The organism is Chryseobacterium sp. JAH (genome assembly GCF_001507335.1).
Taxonomy (GTDB): domain Bacteria; phylum Bacteroidota; class Bacteroidia; order Flavobacteriales; family Weeksellaceae; genus Chryseobacterium.
Window position 1 is genome coordinate 135,484 of the sequence record NZ_LMAH01000006.1, and the last position, 14,882, is coordinate 150,365.

12 protein-coding genes are annotated in these 14,882 nt (G+C 34.3%); 4 read left to right on the top strand and 8 right to left on the bottom strand.

Annotated elements, in window-relative coordinates; translation table 11 throughout:
• Positions 1-5 precede the first annotated feature (5 nt).
• The 3 genes from AR685_RS13285 to AR685_RS13295 form a co-directional block, all read right to left on the bottom strand.
• A complete protein-coding gene (locus tag AR685_RS13285; RefSeq protein ID WP_059124867.1) occupies positions 6-938 on the bottom strand; it encodes an endonuclease in 933 nt (310 codons plus the stop codon).
• Positions 939-1,209: 271 nt separating this feature from the next.
• Complete coding sequence (gene trmD / locus AR685_RS13290; protein WP_047444679.1) at positions 1,210-1,884, bottom strand: tRNA (guanosine(37)-N1)-methyltransferase TrmD; 675 nt, start codon at positions 1,882-1,884, stop codon at positions 1,210-1,212.
• Positions 1,881-3,143, bottom strand: coding sequence for an NAD(P)/FAD-dependent oxidoreductase (locus tag AR685_RS13295; protein WP_047444682.1), 1,263 nt, complete (start codon positions 3,141-3,143; stop codon positions 1,881-1,883). Before AR685_RS13295 ends, trmD begins: the two co-directional genes overlap by 4 nt.
• A gap of 188 nt (positions 3,144-3,331) precedes the next feature.
• On the opposite strand from AR685_RS13295, the gene AR685_RS13300 reads away from it, so the two are divergent.
• Complete coding sequence (locus AR685_RS13300; RefSeq protein WP_082671938.1) at positions 3,332-4,195, top strand: glycoside hydrolase family 25 protein; 864 nt, start codon at positions 3,332-3,334, stop codon at positions 4,193-4,195.
• Between the two features lies 1 nt (position 4,196).
• On the opposite strand, the gene AR685_RS13305 is transcribed toward AR685_RS13300, so the two are convergent.
• The 3 genes from AR685_RS13305 to AR685_RS13315 form a co-directional block, all read right to left on the bottom strand.
• Positions 4,197-5,843, bottom strand: a complete 1,647-nt coding sequence (locus AR685_RS13305) for an alpha/beta fold hydrolase (protein ID WP_059124868.1) — start codon at positions 5,841-5,843, stop codon at positions 4,197-4,199.
• A 115-nt stretch (positions 5,844-5,958) separates the two neighbouring features.
• The gene (locus tag AR685_RS13310; RefSeq protein WP_059124869.1) at positions 5,959-7,089 is read right to left on the bottom strand and encodes a hypothetical protein; all 1,131 of its coding nucleotides are present in this window, start codon (positions 7,087-7,089) and stop codon (positions 5,959-5,961) included.
• A gap of 43 nt (positions 7,090-7,132) precedes the next feature.
• Positions 7,133-7,651, bottom strand: coding sequence for a DUF1761 domain-containing protein (locus AR685_RS13315; RefSeq protein ID WP_317040578.1), 519 nt, complete (start codon positions 7,649-7,651; stop codon positions 7,133-7,135).
• 113 nt (positions 7,652-7,764) lie between these two features.
• On the opposite strand from AR685_RS13315, the gene AR685_RS13320 reads away from it, so the two are divergent.
• Entirely contained in the window at positions 7,765-9,663 is a 1,899-nt protein-coding gene (locus AR685_RS13320; protein ID WP_059124870.1) for an ABC-F family ATP-binding cassette domain-containing protein, read from the top strand.
• A 228-nt stretch (positions 9,664-9,891) separates the two neighbouring features.
• Complete coding sequence (locus AR685_RS13325) at positions 9,892-11,136, top strand: alpha/beta fold hydrolase (RefSeq protein ID WP_059124871.1); 1,245 nt, start codon at positions 9,892-9,894, stop codon at positions 11,134-11,136.
• A gap of 57 nt (positions 11,137-11,193) precedes the next feature.
• Here AR685_RS13325 and AR685_RS18160 read toward each other — a convergent pair whose 3' ends face one another.
• Together AR685_RS18160 and AR685_RS13330 are read right to left on the bottom strand one after the other, a co-directional pair.
• Positions 11,194-11,352 carry a hypothetical protein gene (locus tag AR685_RS18160; RefSeq protein WP_165592819.1) on the bottom strand — a complete coding sequence of 53 codons (159 nt, stop codon included), beginning with the start codon at positions 11,350-11,352 and terminating at the stop codon, positions 11,194-11,196.
• A 12-nt stretch (positions 11,353-11,364) separates the two neighbouring features.
• Positions 11,365-12,423 (bottom strand): Gfo/Idh/MocA family oxidoreductase, encoded by a 1,059-nt coding sequence (locus AR685_RS13330; RefSeq protein ID WP_047444688.1) that lies wholly within the window; start codon positions 12,421-12,423, stop codon positions 11,365-11,367.
• Positions 12,424-12,607: 184 nt separating this feature from the next.
• Between AR685_RS13330 and AR685_RS13335 the strand changes: the two genes are divergently transcribed.
• Positions 12,608-14,845, top strand: a complete 2,238-nt coding sequence (locus AR685_RS13335) for a TonB-dependent siderophore receptor (protein ID WP_059124872.1) — start codon at positions 12,608-12,610, stop codon at positions 14,843-14,845.
• Positions 14,846-14,882: the final 37 nt, after the last annotated feature.

Below are 14,882 nucleotides of genomic sequence, written 5' to 3' on the forward strand. Positions count from 1 at the left end.
ATCATTTATTTCTTTAATACTACAAATACAGGGAAATGATCACTGTAACCACCCAGATAGCGGGTTCCCGCATAGGTTCTGAAAGGTCTTTCATTAAACATTTTATTTCTGCTTCGCAGCTTTTCCGGTTTAAAAATCTTGGCATCATAAAATGACAGTGACTGATTGTTATCGAAAAAAGATCGTGACAGCATAATCTGGTCAAAAAGAAGACCCGATTTATAATGAAAGGCTGAATAATTCTTAGTGGAGTAAAGATCTTGAAAAGGATTTTCTAAAACTTTCTGCTGACTATCATCAAAAAGAACTCTCACCAAATTCTCATCATCAGGATTTTCATTAAAATCACCGCATAAGATTACATTTTCCTTTTCCACATTGACGATCTTAAGAATTCTGTTTCTTATCTCACTGAGAATATATTCGCGTTTGGGTTGATTGATATCTTTCTCACGTTTCGAAGGTAGATGGGCAACAAAAACATTAATGATTTCATCCTTGTATTTTACCTTTGAAAACAATACATCTCGTGTAGTATCATAGTTTTCCGGATTATTATCTGAAATTTCAAAAAAGAATGTTATCGCTTCAGAATCAACGACTTCAATTTTTGATTTATCGTAAAGCAAGGCGACATCTACCTTTCTTTCATCCATTGAGTTGTAATGTATGATTCCGTATTGTGAATTAAAAGGACTCATTTCCACAAGATCTTCCAAAACCTTTCTTCCGGAAATTTCAGAAAGTCCAATCATGCAAGGCAAAATACCCGTTTCTTCTTTCATCAATTGAAAGACGTGAGAAATTTTGAATAGCTTGTCTCTGTATTTTCTTTCATCCCAGTTTCTCAATCCTGATTTGCTAGGATCTAACCTATGAATGGGTTGGGGATCTGGCAAAAATAAATTTTCTACATTATAAAAAGCAAACAATTCCATCTACAAGTTTTTCTATTGACAAGTTTGATATTTTAATTTCAGAATGTAAATTTATTGTTTTTTTTAGTATTAAAGCACTTTCCATAATTAAATTTCCACCTAAAAGGCAGATAATTTACCATAATCGTAAGTTTGTGAAATTATATTCATCAAAATTTCAACCAAATTGGCAATACATTCACGAAAATCTACATTGAAAATTACAGTAAGCAACAAAAAATACCGTTTGAAAACGGTTGCACATTCATTTTACGGACAAAAAATCACCCTACTAACGCAGTAAATCCGGACGCTTTTCCTGTGTAATTCTTACTGCTTCATCATGTCTCCATTCTTCAATTTTAGCAAAGTTTCCACTCAAAAGAATTTTTGGAACAACTAACCCTTTGTATGATTCTGGTCTGGTATAAATTGGTGGTGATAAAAGATCATCCTGAAAACTATCAGTCAATGCACTCTGCTCATCATTCAAAACTCCTGGAACAAGACGTATAATAGAATCTGCCAAAACACAAGCAGCTAACTCGCCACCCGTCAATACAAAATCTCCAATTGAAATTTCTTTAGTAATATGAAGATCACGAACTCTCTGATCAATCCCTTTGTAATGTCCACAAAGGAAAATCAGATTCTTTTTTATAGAAAGAGAATTGGAAATTTTCTGATTTAAAGTTTCACCATCGGGTGTTAGGTAGATAATTTCATCATAATCCCGTTGAGATTTCAGTTCAGAAATACATTTATCCAGCGGTTCAATCATCATGACCATACCTGCACCGCCTCCGTATGGCTCATCATCAATCTGTCTATGTTTGTTGATGGACCAGTCTCTCAACTGATGGAAATGCACTTCTACCAAACCCTTATCAACTGCTCTCTTCAAAATAGAAGTTCTGAACGGACTTTCCATCAATTCTGGAAGTACGCTTATTATATCAATTCTCATTGTTGCGTGTTATTTTTTTTACTCGGCGAAATAATCAGGCGTAAGGAAGAGTCTTTGTTAAAGTAACTCCACATCCAGTTAAAAAATATGGCCAGTTTATTTCGAACGCTCAAAATAAGCATTAAATGTAAAAACATCCAAAAATACCAGGCTAAAAATCCCTGAAATTTTATAAAAGGCAAATCGACAACCGCTCTGTGCTTTCCTATGGTAGCTAATGAACCCTGGTCTTGGTATTCATATTCCGTCCATTCACCAGCATTTTTCTTCAGAAAGTTTTTCCCTAAATTTTTCGCCTGATTGATGGCAACATTAGCGACCTGAGGATGTCCCTGCGGATATTTCGGAGTTTCCATATAAGCGATATCACCTACTGCGTAAATATTATCATATCCTTTAATTTTATTAAAACGGTCTACAATATATCTGTTTCTGATAAGCTTTTCTGTCGGAAAACCATCAATCACGTTCCCTACAACTCCGGCTGCCCAAATCACATTGTTGGATGGAATTTCTTTTCCGCTTTTCATATAGACCTTGTCACCATCGTAATCGGTAACAATTTCTCCGCTCATAAATTCAACGCCAAGATCTTTCAGGTATTTCTCAGATTTTTCTTGTGCCTCGGGGCTCATCACCGCTAAAGGTTTTTCTGTAGAACTTACCAAAATGATTTTTAGGTTATCAAAATTCATGTAAGGATAATCGCGAGGAAGAATATCTTTTTTCATTTCTGAAAAAGCTCCTGCTAATTCTACTCCGGTCGGTCCGCTTCCTACGATAACAATATTCCAGTTTCCGTCGTCGCTGCGGCTTTTTTCAAGAATTAATTTTTCGAAAGTCATCAAAACATGATTTCTGATTCCGATGGCTTCCTGGGTATTTTTCATTCCGAAAGCTTTGCTCTCCAAATCTTTATTCCCAAAGAAATTGGTTTTGCAACCCGTGGCAATAATCAGTTTATCATAAGTGAATTCGGCTCCGTCGGTGATGACTTTATTTTGAGAAGGAATAATTTCTTTAACATCCGTAAGACGAAACTGTGTATTTCTGGATTCCTGAAAAATCTTACGAAATGGAAATGAAATATTGGAAGGCTCTATCCTTCCACACGCAACCTGATAAAAAAGCGGCTGAAACATGTGGTGGTTTACCTTATCCAGAACAATAACTTTTTTATTTTTATTGTTTAACGTTTTCGCTAGCTGCAGCCCCGCAAAACCTCCTCCGATGATGATGATCTTTTCGCGTGTTTCCATAGTATACAAATTTACTTATTTTATTTATTAGTAAAAGCTATTTAAAACTCAAAAGAGACAAAAGATTCCTTCACTTGACAACAATTTCTACTGCATCTTCTTTTGTAAAAAAAGCATTACCTATTTTTTCAATTACTTGAATTTTATGTAGTATTTTATGGCTTAAAAAGTTAGTTTTGCAAAACTTTATGAGCCCTAAGAAGTATACCAAAAAAACTGCCAAAAGAGTGCATAGAAGCCGTCGGAAGAACTATTTTTTCCGACGAAAAATCCTTTTGGGAATATTGATTATTGCGTTGTTAGGAACGGGATTATATCTCAAGCAGTCAATAAGTTACTATTATGCTTTATATTTTAACAAATTCACTCATAAAAAGCTTCACAACAACGAAAAAGAAACTATAAGAATCCAGAAAATTCTCAGCAATAATCTTGATAAAACGTACGGTTTTGATATTTCACATTATCAGAATCGGGAAGATATCAAATGGGACAGTCTGAGCATCGGAAATAAAACTATTCCGTTGGAATTTGTGATCATGCGTGCAACGATGGGAAACCGCAATGCCGACAAACATTTTGACGAATTTTGGCATCAGGCACAGAAAAATAAACTTATTCGCGGTGCATATCATTTTTACAGAGCTGACGAAGACCCTGTAATTCAAGCAAATAACTTTATTAAAAACGTAAAACTGGAAAGCGGTGATCTTCCGCCAATTTTAGATATTGAAAAAATTCCGAGAAGAAAATCAAACAAAAAACTAATCGAGGATCTTAAAATCTGGTGCAAAATCATTGAAGAAACCTATGGTGAAAAACCCATTATCTACACGTATTATCATTACTACAAAGATTTTCTGAAAGGTGAATTTGATGATTACCCACTCTGGCTGGCCAATTATAACGATGTCCCTACTCCATCACCTGATGATCAATGGGATTTTTGGCAGTTTAGTGAAAAGGGAATCGTTTACGGAATCAACACTAAAGTTGATCTTAATATTTATAATGGCGGAGTCTGGTCTTTGAAAAGGTTGACTTTAGATTAAATTAATTTTTCAGAAAATCAATTAGATCTTTATTCAGCTGATCCGCATTTTCAAACGGAATCATATGTGTTTCATCTTTATAAATTTCAAGTTTGGCGTTGGGAATTTGCTTTGCCAGCAGTTCAGAATGTTCAGGTTTGATTACATCTTTTTCTCCCGCAATCACCATAACTTCAGCGATAATTTTATTTAAATCCTTCTTTGAAATATTGGGTTCTGTCAACATCAGTTTCAGCAACCTCATTTCGTTGAATTTTTCTGATTTATTTTCATACTGCATCGCTTTAAGGCTTAGTCTGAACTTGCTTATTAATTCGTCGTCCACACCTTCTACTGAAGCGTTTGCTCCGATGATCATTAATTTATTTAAATTTTCCGGATATTTCAACGCAAACTCAAGTCCTGTATTTCCACCATCACTCCAACCAGCTACACTTACTTTTTTCAAACCTAAATCGTCAATTAAAGCTTTCATATCATCTGCAAAAATTTTATAATTAAAATCCTTTTGCGTTTTATCTATGCTTTTCCCCTGAGCTCTTGTATCAACAGCAATCACTTTAAACTGTTTTGAAAGTTCCGGAATCTGCTGATAAAAATCTCTGATACTTCCTGAATTTCCGTGGAGTAAAAGCAAAGGCTCGCCTTCTCCATAGATTTCATAATACAAATCTGCATCTTTTAGTTTTAGAACTTTGCCTGCAGATGTATTTTTCCCATAAATCGACTGTTCGGCTTCCATTTGATATTTGCTTACATCATAAAAAAGATTTGACAAATTGCCATCATTACTATTCTCTTCCTGAATTTCATTTTTCCCATTTTTATCGACCTTCACATCGATATTAATTGCCGGTGCAGCAATGGTCATTTTTTCCCAGTCGCCATAAAATTTTCTCAGATAACCTGTTCTGAAAAGCGCAGCACTGATGTTAAGTTTCCCTTCAAACTCTTTCAAAAACTGAATTCCTACAAAAAATTTACCCTGAACCCATATATTTTTTTCATTGACATCTAAAGTAAAGCTGTCATCTACAATTTTATCTTTTGTGAGCTCCACTGTAATTTCCTCATCCAAAATACTCTCTCCGGGCAAACCATGCTTTTCCTTATAGATGGTATAACGCATGATTATCGGTCGGTCTGCGGTAATATTCGCGATATTCAGGTTAATATTTTTAATCTTTGATTTTTTACTGGTTTTAAATTCTAAAGCGGTTTCACCCAGGAAATCTCCTTTTCCGAGTGACGGGTTTACAGAATACATCACACTTTTCGTTTTCGTATTCACTCCCCAATTTTTATCAACGAGTTTTTTTGGTGTGATTTTTACTTCCTGAATATTTTTGAATTTTTCCTTTAGATAAATCTTCCTGTCATTTTGTTTTACGAAATCCTGAACTGTTTCTGTGTAGCTTTCGTACCCCGCAACATCGATCCTCACTTTAGCAGAAGGATTTATTTTAGAAAGATCAATTGAAAAATTTCCTTTCTCGTCACTGATGATACCCACACTTTCTTTTTCAACACCTAGTTTCACATAGGCAATCGGAGTATTTTCTTCTTTAGACAAAACAGTTCCTGAAATTACCTGAGCACTTGAAAACAATGCTGTAAACAACAGAATAAGAATATTGAGTTTCTTCATAATAAAAGTTTGATGCAAAAATCATTAATTTAAGATGAAAACATTCTTAAAATCTTATTAAATTAAAAGAAGCTATAGTTAAATAATCACAACAAAGTGAACCCCACTTGTTAAATCACTTAAAAGGCTTTCTCTGAATCCATTCAACTGTGGGATTTACAGACTTAAAAATATTTTGAATAAATCTATTGATGAGCAAATTATTATGCTTAATAAGTCCAAAAATTTCTACAGGCTCCGCACCGATTGTTGATTTGATTTCAAGAGCGGTTCTGCCGAAAATAATTCGATTAAATTTTTCGTTGATTCCAAATGCTACCATATCTAGAAGCATATTCAGATAAATTTGTTTCTCTTTTTGCAACTCTCTGTCGTAACCTAGAAAATATGTATCAATATCACGATGATTGAGAATTAAGGTATAGAAACCAATCAAATTTTCATTTAAATAATACCCAAAAACTTTGAAATTTTCTTTTAGAGATTCTTTCATGCTTTCAAAATGATTTTCACTAAGAAAAAATGTATTGAAAGGGGCATTTTCTGCGACATTTTGGTACAGTATATTCATTTGTTTCTGATGAATCTTTATGTCGTGAAGATTCATTTCAAATTTTTCAATACCAACAATTTTTTTCTTTGCAGATTTGGCTCTGGTTCGGTATTTTGTAGAAAATGCATTCAGGTAATTATCAAAAGTCAGCCAGTTTTTTTGCAATCTTAAAATCATATTCGGCTGCACAGAAAACTTATAAAATGATTGATGATTTTTGCCTTGAAAATATTTAATAAAACTTTCTTGATAATCTTTGTAAATAATTAGCGAGGTCTTCCCTTCTTGTCTTTGCATTTCATGAACTGCTTCGTCCAGAAGCGGTATGACTTTTTCAATGGTAATTTTTGAAACATCGAAATAAAATCCGTTTTGCCCGGTCAGCATGTTATTTCCCAAAATCATCACATTTTTACTGAATCTCCTCGCAACAAGATTTTTCACATTACAGAAAGTTTCGTTTTTCTGAAACGTTTTATGCCCGATAAAATTTAGGTATTGAAGTAATGCTCCACCAATTAATTCATTATCATTAAAAAAACCAATGTAAAAACACTTCATATTTTCGGGACATGAAGTTTCTAAAGTCTTAAAGTATTCCTGCGACAGCATAATGTTATGCTGTCCGATCACATGATTCCAATTTTCAGGAATTTCTGATGAAGCTCTGTATTTTTTAAAAGTATAAGACATAAAAAAGGCTACAAATGTAGCCTATATTTTAGATTTCAAATTCTTATTTTGGTGTCACAAGATTAAATCCATCAATCGCATACCAACCGCATATAATACCGCCCATTACGGTAATGGTAATCGTCCAATACCCCGTATTAATAAAAATATATTTCCACGATTTTCTCTCAAACATTGCGTTGACCGCGATCAAAGGAAACACAAAGAAAACTCCAGTCATAAAAGAATGCAAAGCACCATGACCAAATGACCTGAAAGCGGTTCCGTAATCATGCATAAATGCGGCATACGAAGGTTTTGCCAAATTTTCATCGCCACCAATCATTCCCATAGCGCCAAACTGATGAATGGTTACCATCTGCAGAAAAAATCCAATAAGAACAGATAAAATGATTGAAACAATAAATACCATTCCCATGTTTGCACCTTTCATTTTCTCTTCCGTCAAGCCGGATTCTCTCATCCATGCCTTACCAAAAACTTTTGGGTTATACCAGACAAATCCCATGATCAGAGGGATTAAAGCGGCAAAAAGTATTGCCAGAAAATTAATTTGTATCATAGTTTTAAAATATAGTTTAGTTTCTCAAATCTACATTAAAAAAGTTTACGATGATATATTAAGCTTTAAAGCTCTAATATTTTGTATTTTTGCACCACAAAATTTGGATATCAATGAATTACGTTGCGGCTGAGAATCTTACAAAATCTTACGGGATCAAAACCCTTTTTAAAAATATTTCTTTCAATATCAATGAGGGCGACAAAATTGCTATTGTTGCCAAAAATGGGAGTGGAAAATCAACTTTGTTGAAAATTTTGATGGGTAAAGAAATCGCAGATAGCGGCTCGATAATCATTAATAAAGATATTCAGGTGGTTTTGTTTGATCAGGAAATTGATTTTGAATCTGATCTGACGATTGAGGAATTTATGATGACTTTAGATTCGGCTCCGATTTTAGCTTTAAAAAAATACCATCATGCTTTGCTTTCGGGAAATCCGGATGAGATGGAAACAGCTCTTGCGGAAATGGAAATTCACAAAGCCTGGGACTTGGAAAATGAGATGAGCCAGATTCTTTCACAGCTTAAAATCACTGATCTGACCGCTAAAATGGGAATGCTTTCCGGTGGACAGATCAAACGTGTTGCTTTGGCGAAACTTTTAACCGAGACAAGAGCCGAGCACCGTCATACCCTTTTGATTATGGATGAACCTACCAACCACCTCGATGTGGAAATGGTAGAGTGGCTGGAAAGTTACTTAAATAAAGCGAAAATCACCCTTCTTTTGGTAACACACGATCGATACTTCCTAGATGCTGTCTGCGGAATTATTTGGGAGATGGAAGACCAAAATTTATATTTCCACAATGGTGCATACGCAACTTATCTCGAAAACAAGATGATTCGTGAAGATAACATGAATGCAACCATCGACAAAGCCAATAACCTTTACAGAAAGGAGTTGGAGTGGATGCGAAGACAGCCGAAAGCAAGAACTACAAAATCAAAATCCAGACAGGATGATTTTTACGAAACTGAAAAAATAGCAAAAACAGATACCCGAAAAGAATCTTTGGAGCTTGATTTTGAAATGAAAAGATTAGGGAACAAAATTCTGGAACTTAAGGATATTTCTAAAAGCTATGGTGATAAGTTATTGCTGAAAGATTTCAGTTATTCATTTCAACGTGGTGAGAAAGTAGGAATCGTCGGGAAAAATGGTGCAGGAAAATCTACTTTACTGAATATCATTCAGGGTTTTGAACCGAAAGATTCCGGGGAAATTGAAACCGGAGAAACCATCAAATTCGGATACTTTTCTCAGAAAGGGCTAAAGTATAAAGAGGAAGAAAGAGTAATTGATTTCATTAAAGATATTTCAGAAAACTTTCCGTTGGCCAACGGAAGAACGATTACCGCATCACAATTTTTGAGATTATTCTTATTTGATGACCAAACGCAGTATTCTCCTATTTCTAAACTTTCAGGTGGTGAAAAACGAAGATTACATTTGATGTATATCCTCTATCAAAATCCAAACTTTTTGATTTTTGATGAACCTACAAATGACCTTGACCTTCCGACTTTGACGGTTTTGGAAAATTTCCTTTTAAATTTTCAGGGAAGTTTGATTATCGTTTCTCACGATAGATATTTCATGGATAGAATTGTTGACCACATCTTAGCGTTCGAAGGCGAAGGAAAAATAAAAGATTTTATCGGAAACTTTTCAGAATACAGAGAAAATAAAAAGCTGGAAGATGGAAACCAAAAGAATGAAGATAAGAAAACAAAAACTGTAGTTGAGAAAGTGATTGAAAAACCAGTTGTTGCAGAAGTTTCAAAAATTCAAGTTCCAAAAAAGAAATTATCTTTTAAAGAACAACGCGAACTGGAAACGATTGAAAAGGAAATTCCTGAATTTGAAGCAAAAAGGTCAGCGATTTTGGAGCAACTGAATAATGAAGCCGATTACGAGAAGATCTCAAAACTTTCTGCTGAACTAGAAAGCCTTTCTGAAAAGCTTGAAAACCACGAGATGAGATGGCTGGAGCTTCAGGACTAGAAAATTTAAATATAAAAAAGCTGTTCAGAGATGAGCAGTTTTTTTTGATCAAAATCTGGATGAGATTATTTTCAGTTTATGCAAAGGTAATGTAACTAAAAGTTTTTCAGTTTAAATATTATTCCTATTTTTGGGAATAATATAACTAATTAATCTACAAATATTTATTTATAAATTACAATCTTAATGATGAACATTAGCTTTAAACTATTTTTCTTTCTCACATTTATGATTTGTTCAAAAATTTACGGACAATACTTCATGGTCTGCCAGCCCGTTGAAATTGAAAAACATCAGGGAAAGAACTTCTTTCTTGAAGGAAAAATCTTTTATAATGACGAAATTAAAAATAATTCATGGGTTGTTTTATCTGCACTTTTTCTTGATGAAAAAGGTACAGGAATAAAAAACACAATATATAATGATGATGCCGGAGCATATTACAAACAAGGAGAATGGAGCTCTTATCAGCTGAACGGAAAGATAGATAAAAAAGCAAAATATATAGCTGTAGGAATCACTGTCGCCGGATCTGGAAGTTATCATGTTGATGATTTTAAATTATTTATACAGGATGGAAAGAATAAAATAGAAATTCCTTTAAGAAATGCTGGTTTTGAAGATATTTCATTGGCACCCTGGCAATCACAAAACATTGATAAGGATACAAAATTATCTCTTACGAATGACAAATATTTTTCAGGAAAAAAATCGCTGTTCGTTGATAATTCTAACGTTAATACAACATCAACTATTGGAAATAACAAAAAAGCAGGAAAGTTCATGGATGTAAATGGCGTTAAACTTTACTATGAAGTTTATGGTCAAGGAGAACCACTTTTACTGATTCATGGAAACAATGCATCGATGGCTAGTTTTGATCGACAAATTGATGCTCTGAGTAAAAAATATATGGTCATTGGCTTAGACAGTCGTGGTCAGGGAAGGTCAACTTCGGATAATAAGAAACTGACTTATGAGCTTATGGCAGATGATGTGAATACTTTTTTAGATAAAATGAATCTTAAAAACGTCAATATTTTAGGATGGAGCGATGGAGGAAATATTGCCGTTATTTTAGGAATGGAACATCCCGATAAAGTAAAAAAAATGGCAATCATGGGAACTGTACTCTACAATAATGAGACTTCAGTTTTTCCTGACATCAATAAAATCCTGAATGAACAGGTAAAAGAAATGAAGAAAAACGGAGTCTCTGAAAACGATATGAACTACCGTCTTAAGATTCTGCTGCTTACAGAGCCTAACATCAATCCTGACTCTTTAAAGAAAATAAAGGCGCCGACATTAGTAATGGCTGGAGAACATGATGTAATGCCGGAAAAACACACAAAATTAATAGCCGATAAAATTCCAAATAGCAAAATACTGATTTTTAAAGGGACTGACCATGAAGCTCCTTCTAAGATTTCAGAAAAATTCAATAAAGCTGTTTTGGATTTTTTTGAATAATGCAGCCTAATAATTTGAACTTAAATTAATGATTAAAAAAAGTTAGATATTCGATATCTAACTTTTTTTGATCATTGAAAAAATACTGTAAGAAAGAAACGCCATTCCTAAGAGAAGGAAACCATATCTTAAAAATCTGTTGTCATCCATTAGGGTAATGCCAATAATGACGAACAAAAGACCGATCACTGTAAAACTTGAACTTCTTTTTTTCATGATTTTCTTTGTTTAATGTAAATCTAAAACCTTTCCTTTTTTAGAGCTTTCCAATGCAGCTTCGATGATCTTCATATTCTGAATAACTTCATTTCCCAAAGATGGCAAAGCATATCCGAAAACAATGTGCTCATAGATTTGCTGATAATAATTCATGTAATTTCCGGGTTGGCTTGTGGTTAAAATCCTTTTTGACTCTGAATTTTCATCGAGAAAATTAAGAATTCCATCAGATTCTTTAAGGGGTTGTAACCAGTCTTCACCATAGGCTGGAATTACTCCCGCTACCAATTCATTTTCCTGATCATCTGTTCTTTCTTGTAGAAAACTTCCTTTGTCACCGTGAATTTTATAGGCAAAATGTTCCTCTTTGGTGAAAACTGAAGATTTTAATCTTACTCGTACTGTGTCTTTATAATAAAGCAAAATTTCAAAATAATCATTGGCAAACTCCTCTCCTTTCATGGAAAACACATCTGCAAAAAGCTTTTCAGGAAAACCAAAAAACTGCGTTGCCTGATCGACAAGATGTGAACCTAAATCATGAACAGATCCGGAACCACTTAATTCAGGATTTTCTTTATGTTCTTTTGCACTTGGTTCAGTTCTGAATCTGTCAAACCGGATTTCAACTTCTTTGATATTTCCTAGTTTTCCTTCAGAAATCACTTTTTGTACCTGAAGATAATCACGATCAAATCTTCTGTTCTGATAGACACTTAAAAAAAGATTTTTTGATTCAGCCAGTTTCACCAACTCTTCCGCTTCTGCAATGTTGACGGTAAAAGGTTTTTCAACAATAACATTTTTACCGGCCTCCAACGCCATCTTGCTGTACTCAAAATGAGTCTGCACAGGTGTATTGACCACGACCACATCAATATCAGCATTCTGAAGCATCTCTTGAACCGAACGACAAATTACAGCATCGGGATATTTCTCTTTTGATTCGTCTTTTGATCTTTCCACAATTGCAGACATAAAAAATCCCGGATGTTCTTTCAAAAACGGAGCATGAAAAACTTTCCCGCTCATTCCAAAGGCGCAAAGACCCACTTTTACCAATTGCATATTTAAAAATTTTAAACAAATATATTTATAAAAAACGTTTAACTGAATACATTTAATGACCAATAAATTCTCAAATGTGATACCACATGACAAAAATCACCGATTTATTTTTAATAATTCTAAATAGTAATAAGTAAATAATTTACTTTTGCGAAATCATAATTCTATTCCAAAAATCTAAACTATGAAAAGAAGGATTATCTCCTTAGGTCTTATCGCGGTAGTAACATCTGTAAGCGCACAGATGAAAAATTCTGAATCTGACACCATCAGAATACAAACTATTGAAGATGTAAATCTGCACAAAACAGGAAATCCAAACAAAGCAACTCCATTATCTACCAAATCAAATCTTACGGTAATGGAAACTCCTCAACCCATTGCGATTGTTACTCACGAAATCATTGAGCAGCAGCAAGCAAAACAGTTGAGCGACGTTCTTCAGAATGTAAACGGAATGTATGTAACTTCTTCAAGAGGAAACTCTCAAGACAGTTTCGGAGGTCGTGGTTTCATTTTAGGAAATGACAATATTTTTAAAAACGGAGGAAGAATCAATAGCGGAGTTTTCCCAGAAGTAAGCGGCTTAGAAAGAGTAGAAGTTCTGAAAGGCGCTAATGCGATGCTATATGGAAATACAGCTGCAGGAGGAGTCATCAATATGATTACTAAAAAACCAAAGTTTGATTTTGGAGGAAGTGTTGCAATGAACGCAGGAAGCTGGAATTCTTACAAACCAACTATAGACGTTTATGGTCCTTTATCTAAAAATATCGCTTTTAGAGTAAATGGAGCTTACGAAAACGCTGAAAGTTTCAGAGATGTGGTAAAATCAGAAAAATTTTATTTCAATCCTTCATTTTTATTCAATTTGGGGAGCAAATCTCAGTTGATTGTTGAAGCAGATTATCTTAAAAATGATTTCACTCCAGATTTTGGAATTGGGGCTATAGAAAACAAAGACAAAAGCTATGCATTAAATACAGGAATTGATAAACATGTGTTTTTAGGAACAGACTGGCAATATCAAAATGTACAGCAAGCTTCAACTACTGTTACATTTAATCATCAATTGAGCAATAAATGGACACTTAATGCTATTGCTTCATACCAAAATTACACAAAAGATTATTTTTCAACAGAAAGAACAAGCTGGACATACGCAGCACCAACCTCTAACCGATTATCTTGGACAACACCATTCAACAAAACTTACAATGAGCAAAACTATGGTTCTGCACAGGTAAATATAAATGGAGAATTTAATACAGGAACAATCAACCACAAAGTTCTTGTAGGAGCAGATGCAGATTATTCTCAATCTGACGCTTATGCTTATAACTTAATCAACGCGCCAAAAAATATATTATTTTTAGATGATCCAAGTACGTGGGATAATGGAAGTTTAGCAATGCCAGAATCTACATTAAATACCAACACCAGAACCACAACAAGAAGAGTTGGAGCTTATGCGCAGGATTTGGTAAGTTTAACTAAAGAATTCAAAGTTTTGGCAGGTATTCGCTGGTCATACATTGAGAATATGCCTTCATTAAAAACTACATTCCCTACAGGAACAGTGGCACAAAGCAAAAGTGTAGTACCAAATTCTGAAACTTCAGATATGGCAATATCTCCAAAACTGGGATTAATCTACGTACCAAACGATAACCTCTCAGTTTTTGCAACCTACACCAATTCATTTGCAGCAAACACAGGAGTAGATGCTTTCACATTCGAGTCACTGAGGCCTTCTCTTGTAGACCAATATGAAGTGGGAGCAAAGAAAAATATTTGGGGTAATGCAGTTGCTGTCAATCTTTCTGTATACCAAATTTTATACAGAGATTACTATTCTGCATTTATTGATCCGGCAACTAATGCAGCTTCTACAGACCCAAGAAACCTAAGAGAATTTGTAGGTAAAATGAGAAGTCGTGGTGTAGAACTAGACATCACAGGAAATCCTATGGCTAACTTATCTATAATCGCAGGTATTTCTTATAACAATTCTGTGTATCTAGACACTCCAGAAAAAGTAGGATATGTAGAAAACCAAAGATTAGTAAGAACACCAGCAACTACAGCTAATGCATCAATTTTCTACACATTCACTCAAGGAGTAAAAGGATTAAAAATTGGAGCATCTGCATACTATATTGGTGACCGATTAGCGGGATGGAATGACACCAAAACAGGAAGTGCTACTAGTTTAGTGGCAAGAAACGGAGTAAGCAGAAGTTTTGAAATTAAAGATTATACCACAGTTGCACTTTCTGTAGGCTACGAGTGGAACAAATTCTCAATACAAGGAAGAGTAGGCAATCTATTTGATACCGAAAACTACAACGTACACGAAAACTACTCCGTGAACCCCATCACACCAAGAAACTATTATTTCACATTAACATATAAACTTTAAGATTTTATAATACCAATAATTTCTTTCTTCTAAGTGG

Bases quoted from the DNA above. Each gene is read 5' to 3' on its own strand.
- AR685_RS13305 (WP_059124868.1), bottom strand. From the start codon at position 5,843: ATGAAGAAACTCAATATTCTTATTCTGTTGTTTACAGCATTGTTTTCA.
- AR685_RS13310 (WP_059124869.1), bottom strand. From the start codon at position 7,089: ATGTCTTATACTTTTAAAAAATACAGAGCTTCATCAGAAATTCCTGAA.
- AR685_RS13300 (WP_082671938.1), top strand. From the start codon at position 3,332: ATGAGCCCTAAGAAGTATACCAAAAAAACTGCCAAAAGAGTGCATAGA.
- AR685_RS13320 (WP_059124870.1), top strand. From the start codon at position 7,765: ATGAATTACGTTGCGGCTGAGAATCTTACAAAATCTTACGGGATCAAA.
- AR685_RS13315 (WP_317040578.1), bottom strand. From the start codon at position 7,651: ATGATACAAATTAATTTTCTGGCAATACTTTTTGCCGCTTTAATCCCT.
- AR685_RS13335 (WP_059124872.1), top strand. From the start codon at position 12,608: ATGAAAAGAAGGATTATCTCCTTAGGTCTTATCGCGGTAGTAACATCT.
- trmD (WP_047444679.1), bottom strand. From the start codon at position 1,884: ATGAGAATTGATATAATAAGCGTACTTCCAGAATTGATGGAAAGTCCG.
- AR685_RS13330 (WP_047444688.1), bottom strand. From the start codon at position 12,423: ATGCAATTGGTAAAAGTGGGTCTTTGCGCCTTTGGAATGAGCGGGAAA.
- AR685_RS13325 (WP_059124871.1), top strand. From the start codon at position 9,892: ATGATTTGTTCAAAAATTTACGGACAATACTTCATGGTCTGCCAGCCC.
- AR685_RS18160 (WP_165592819.1), bottom strand. From the start codon at position 11,352: ATGAAAAAAAGAAGTTCAAGTTTTACAGTGATCGGTCTTTTGTTCGTC.
- AR685_RS13295 (WP_047444682.1), bottom strand. From the start codon at position 3,143: ATGGAAACACGCGAAAAGATCATCATCATCGGAGGAGGTTTTGCGGGG.
- AR685_RS13285 (WP_059124867.1), bottom strand. From the start codon at position 938: ATGGAATTGTTTGCTTTTTATAATGTAGAAAATTTATTTTTGCCAGAT.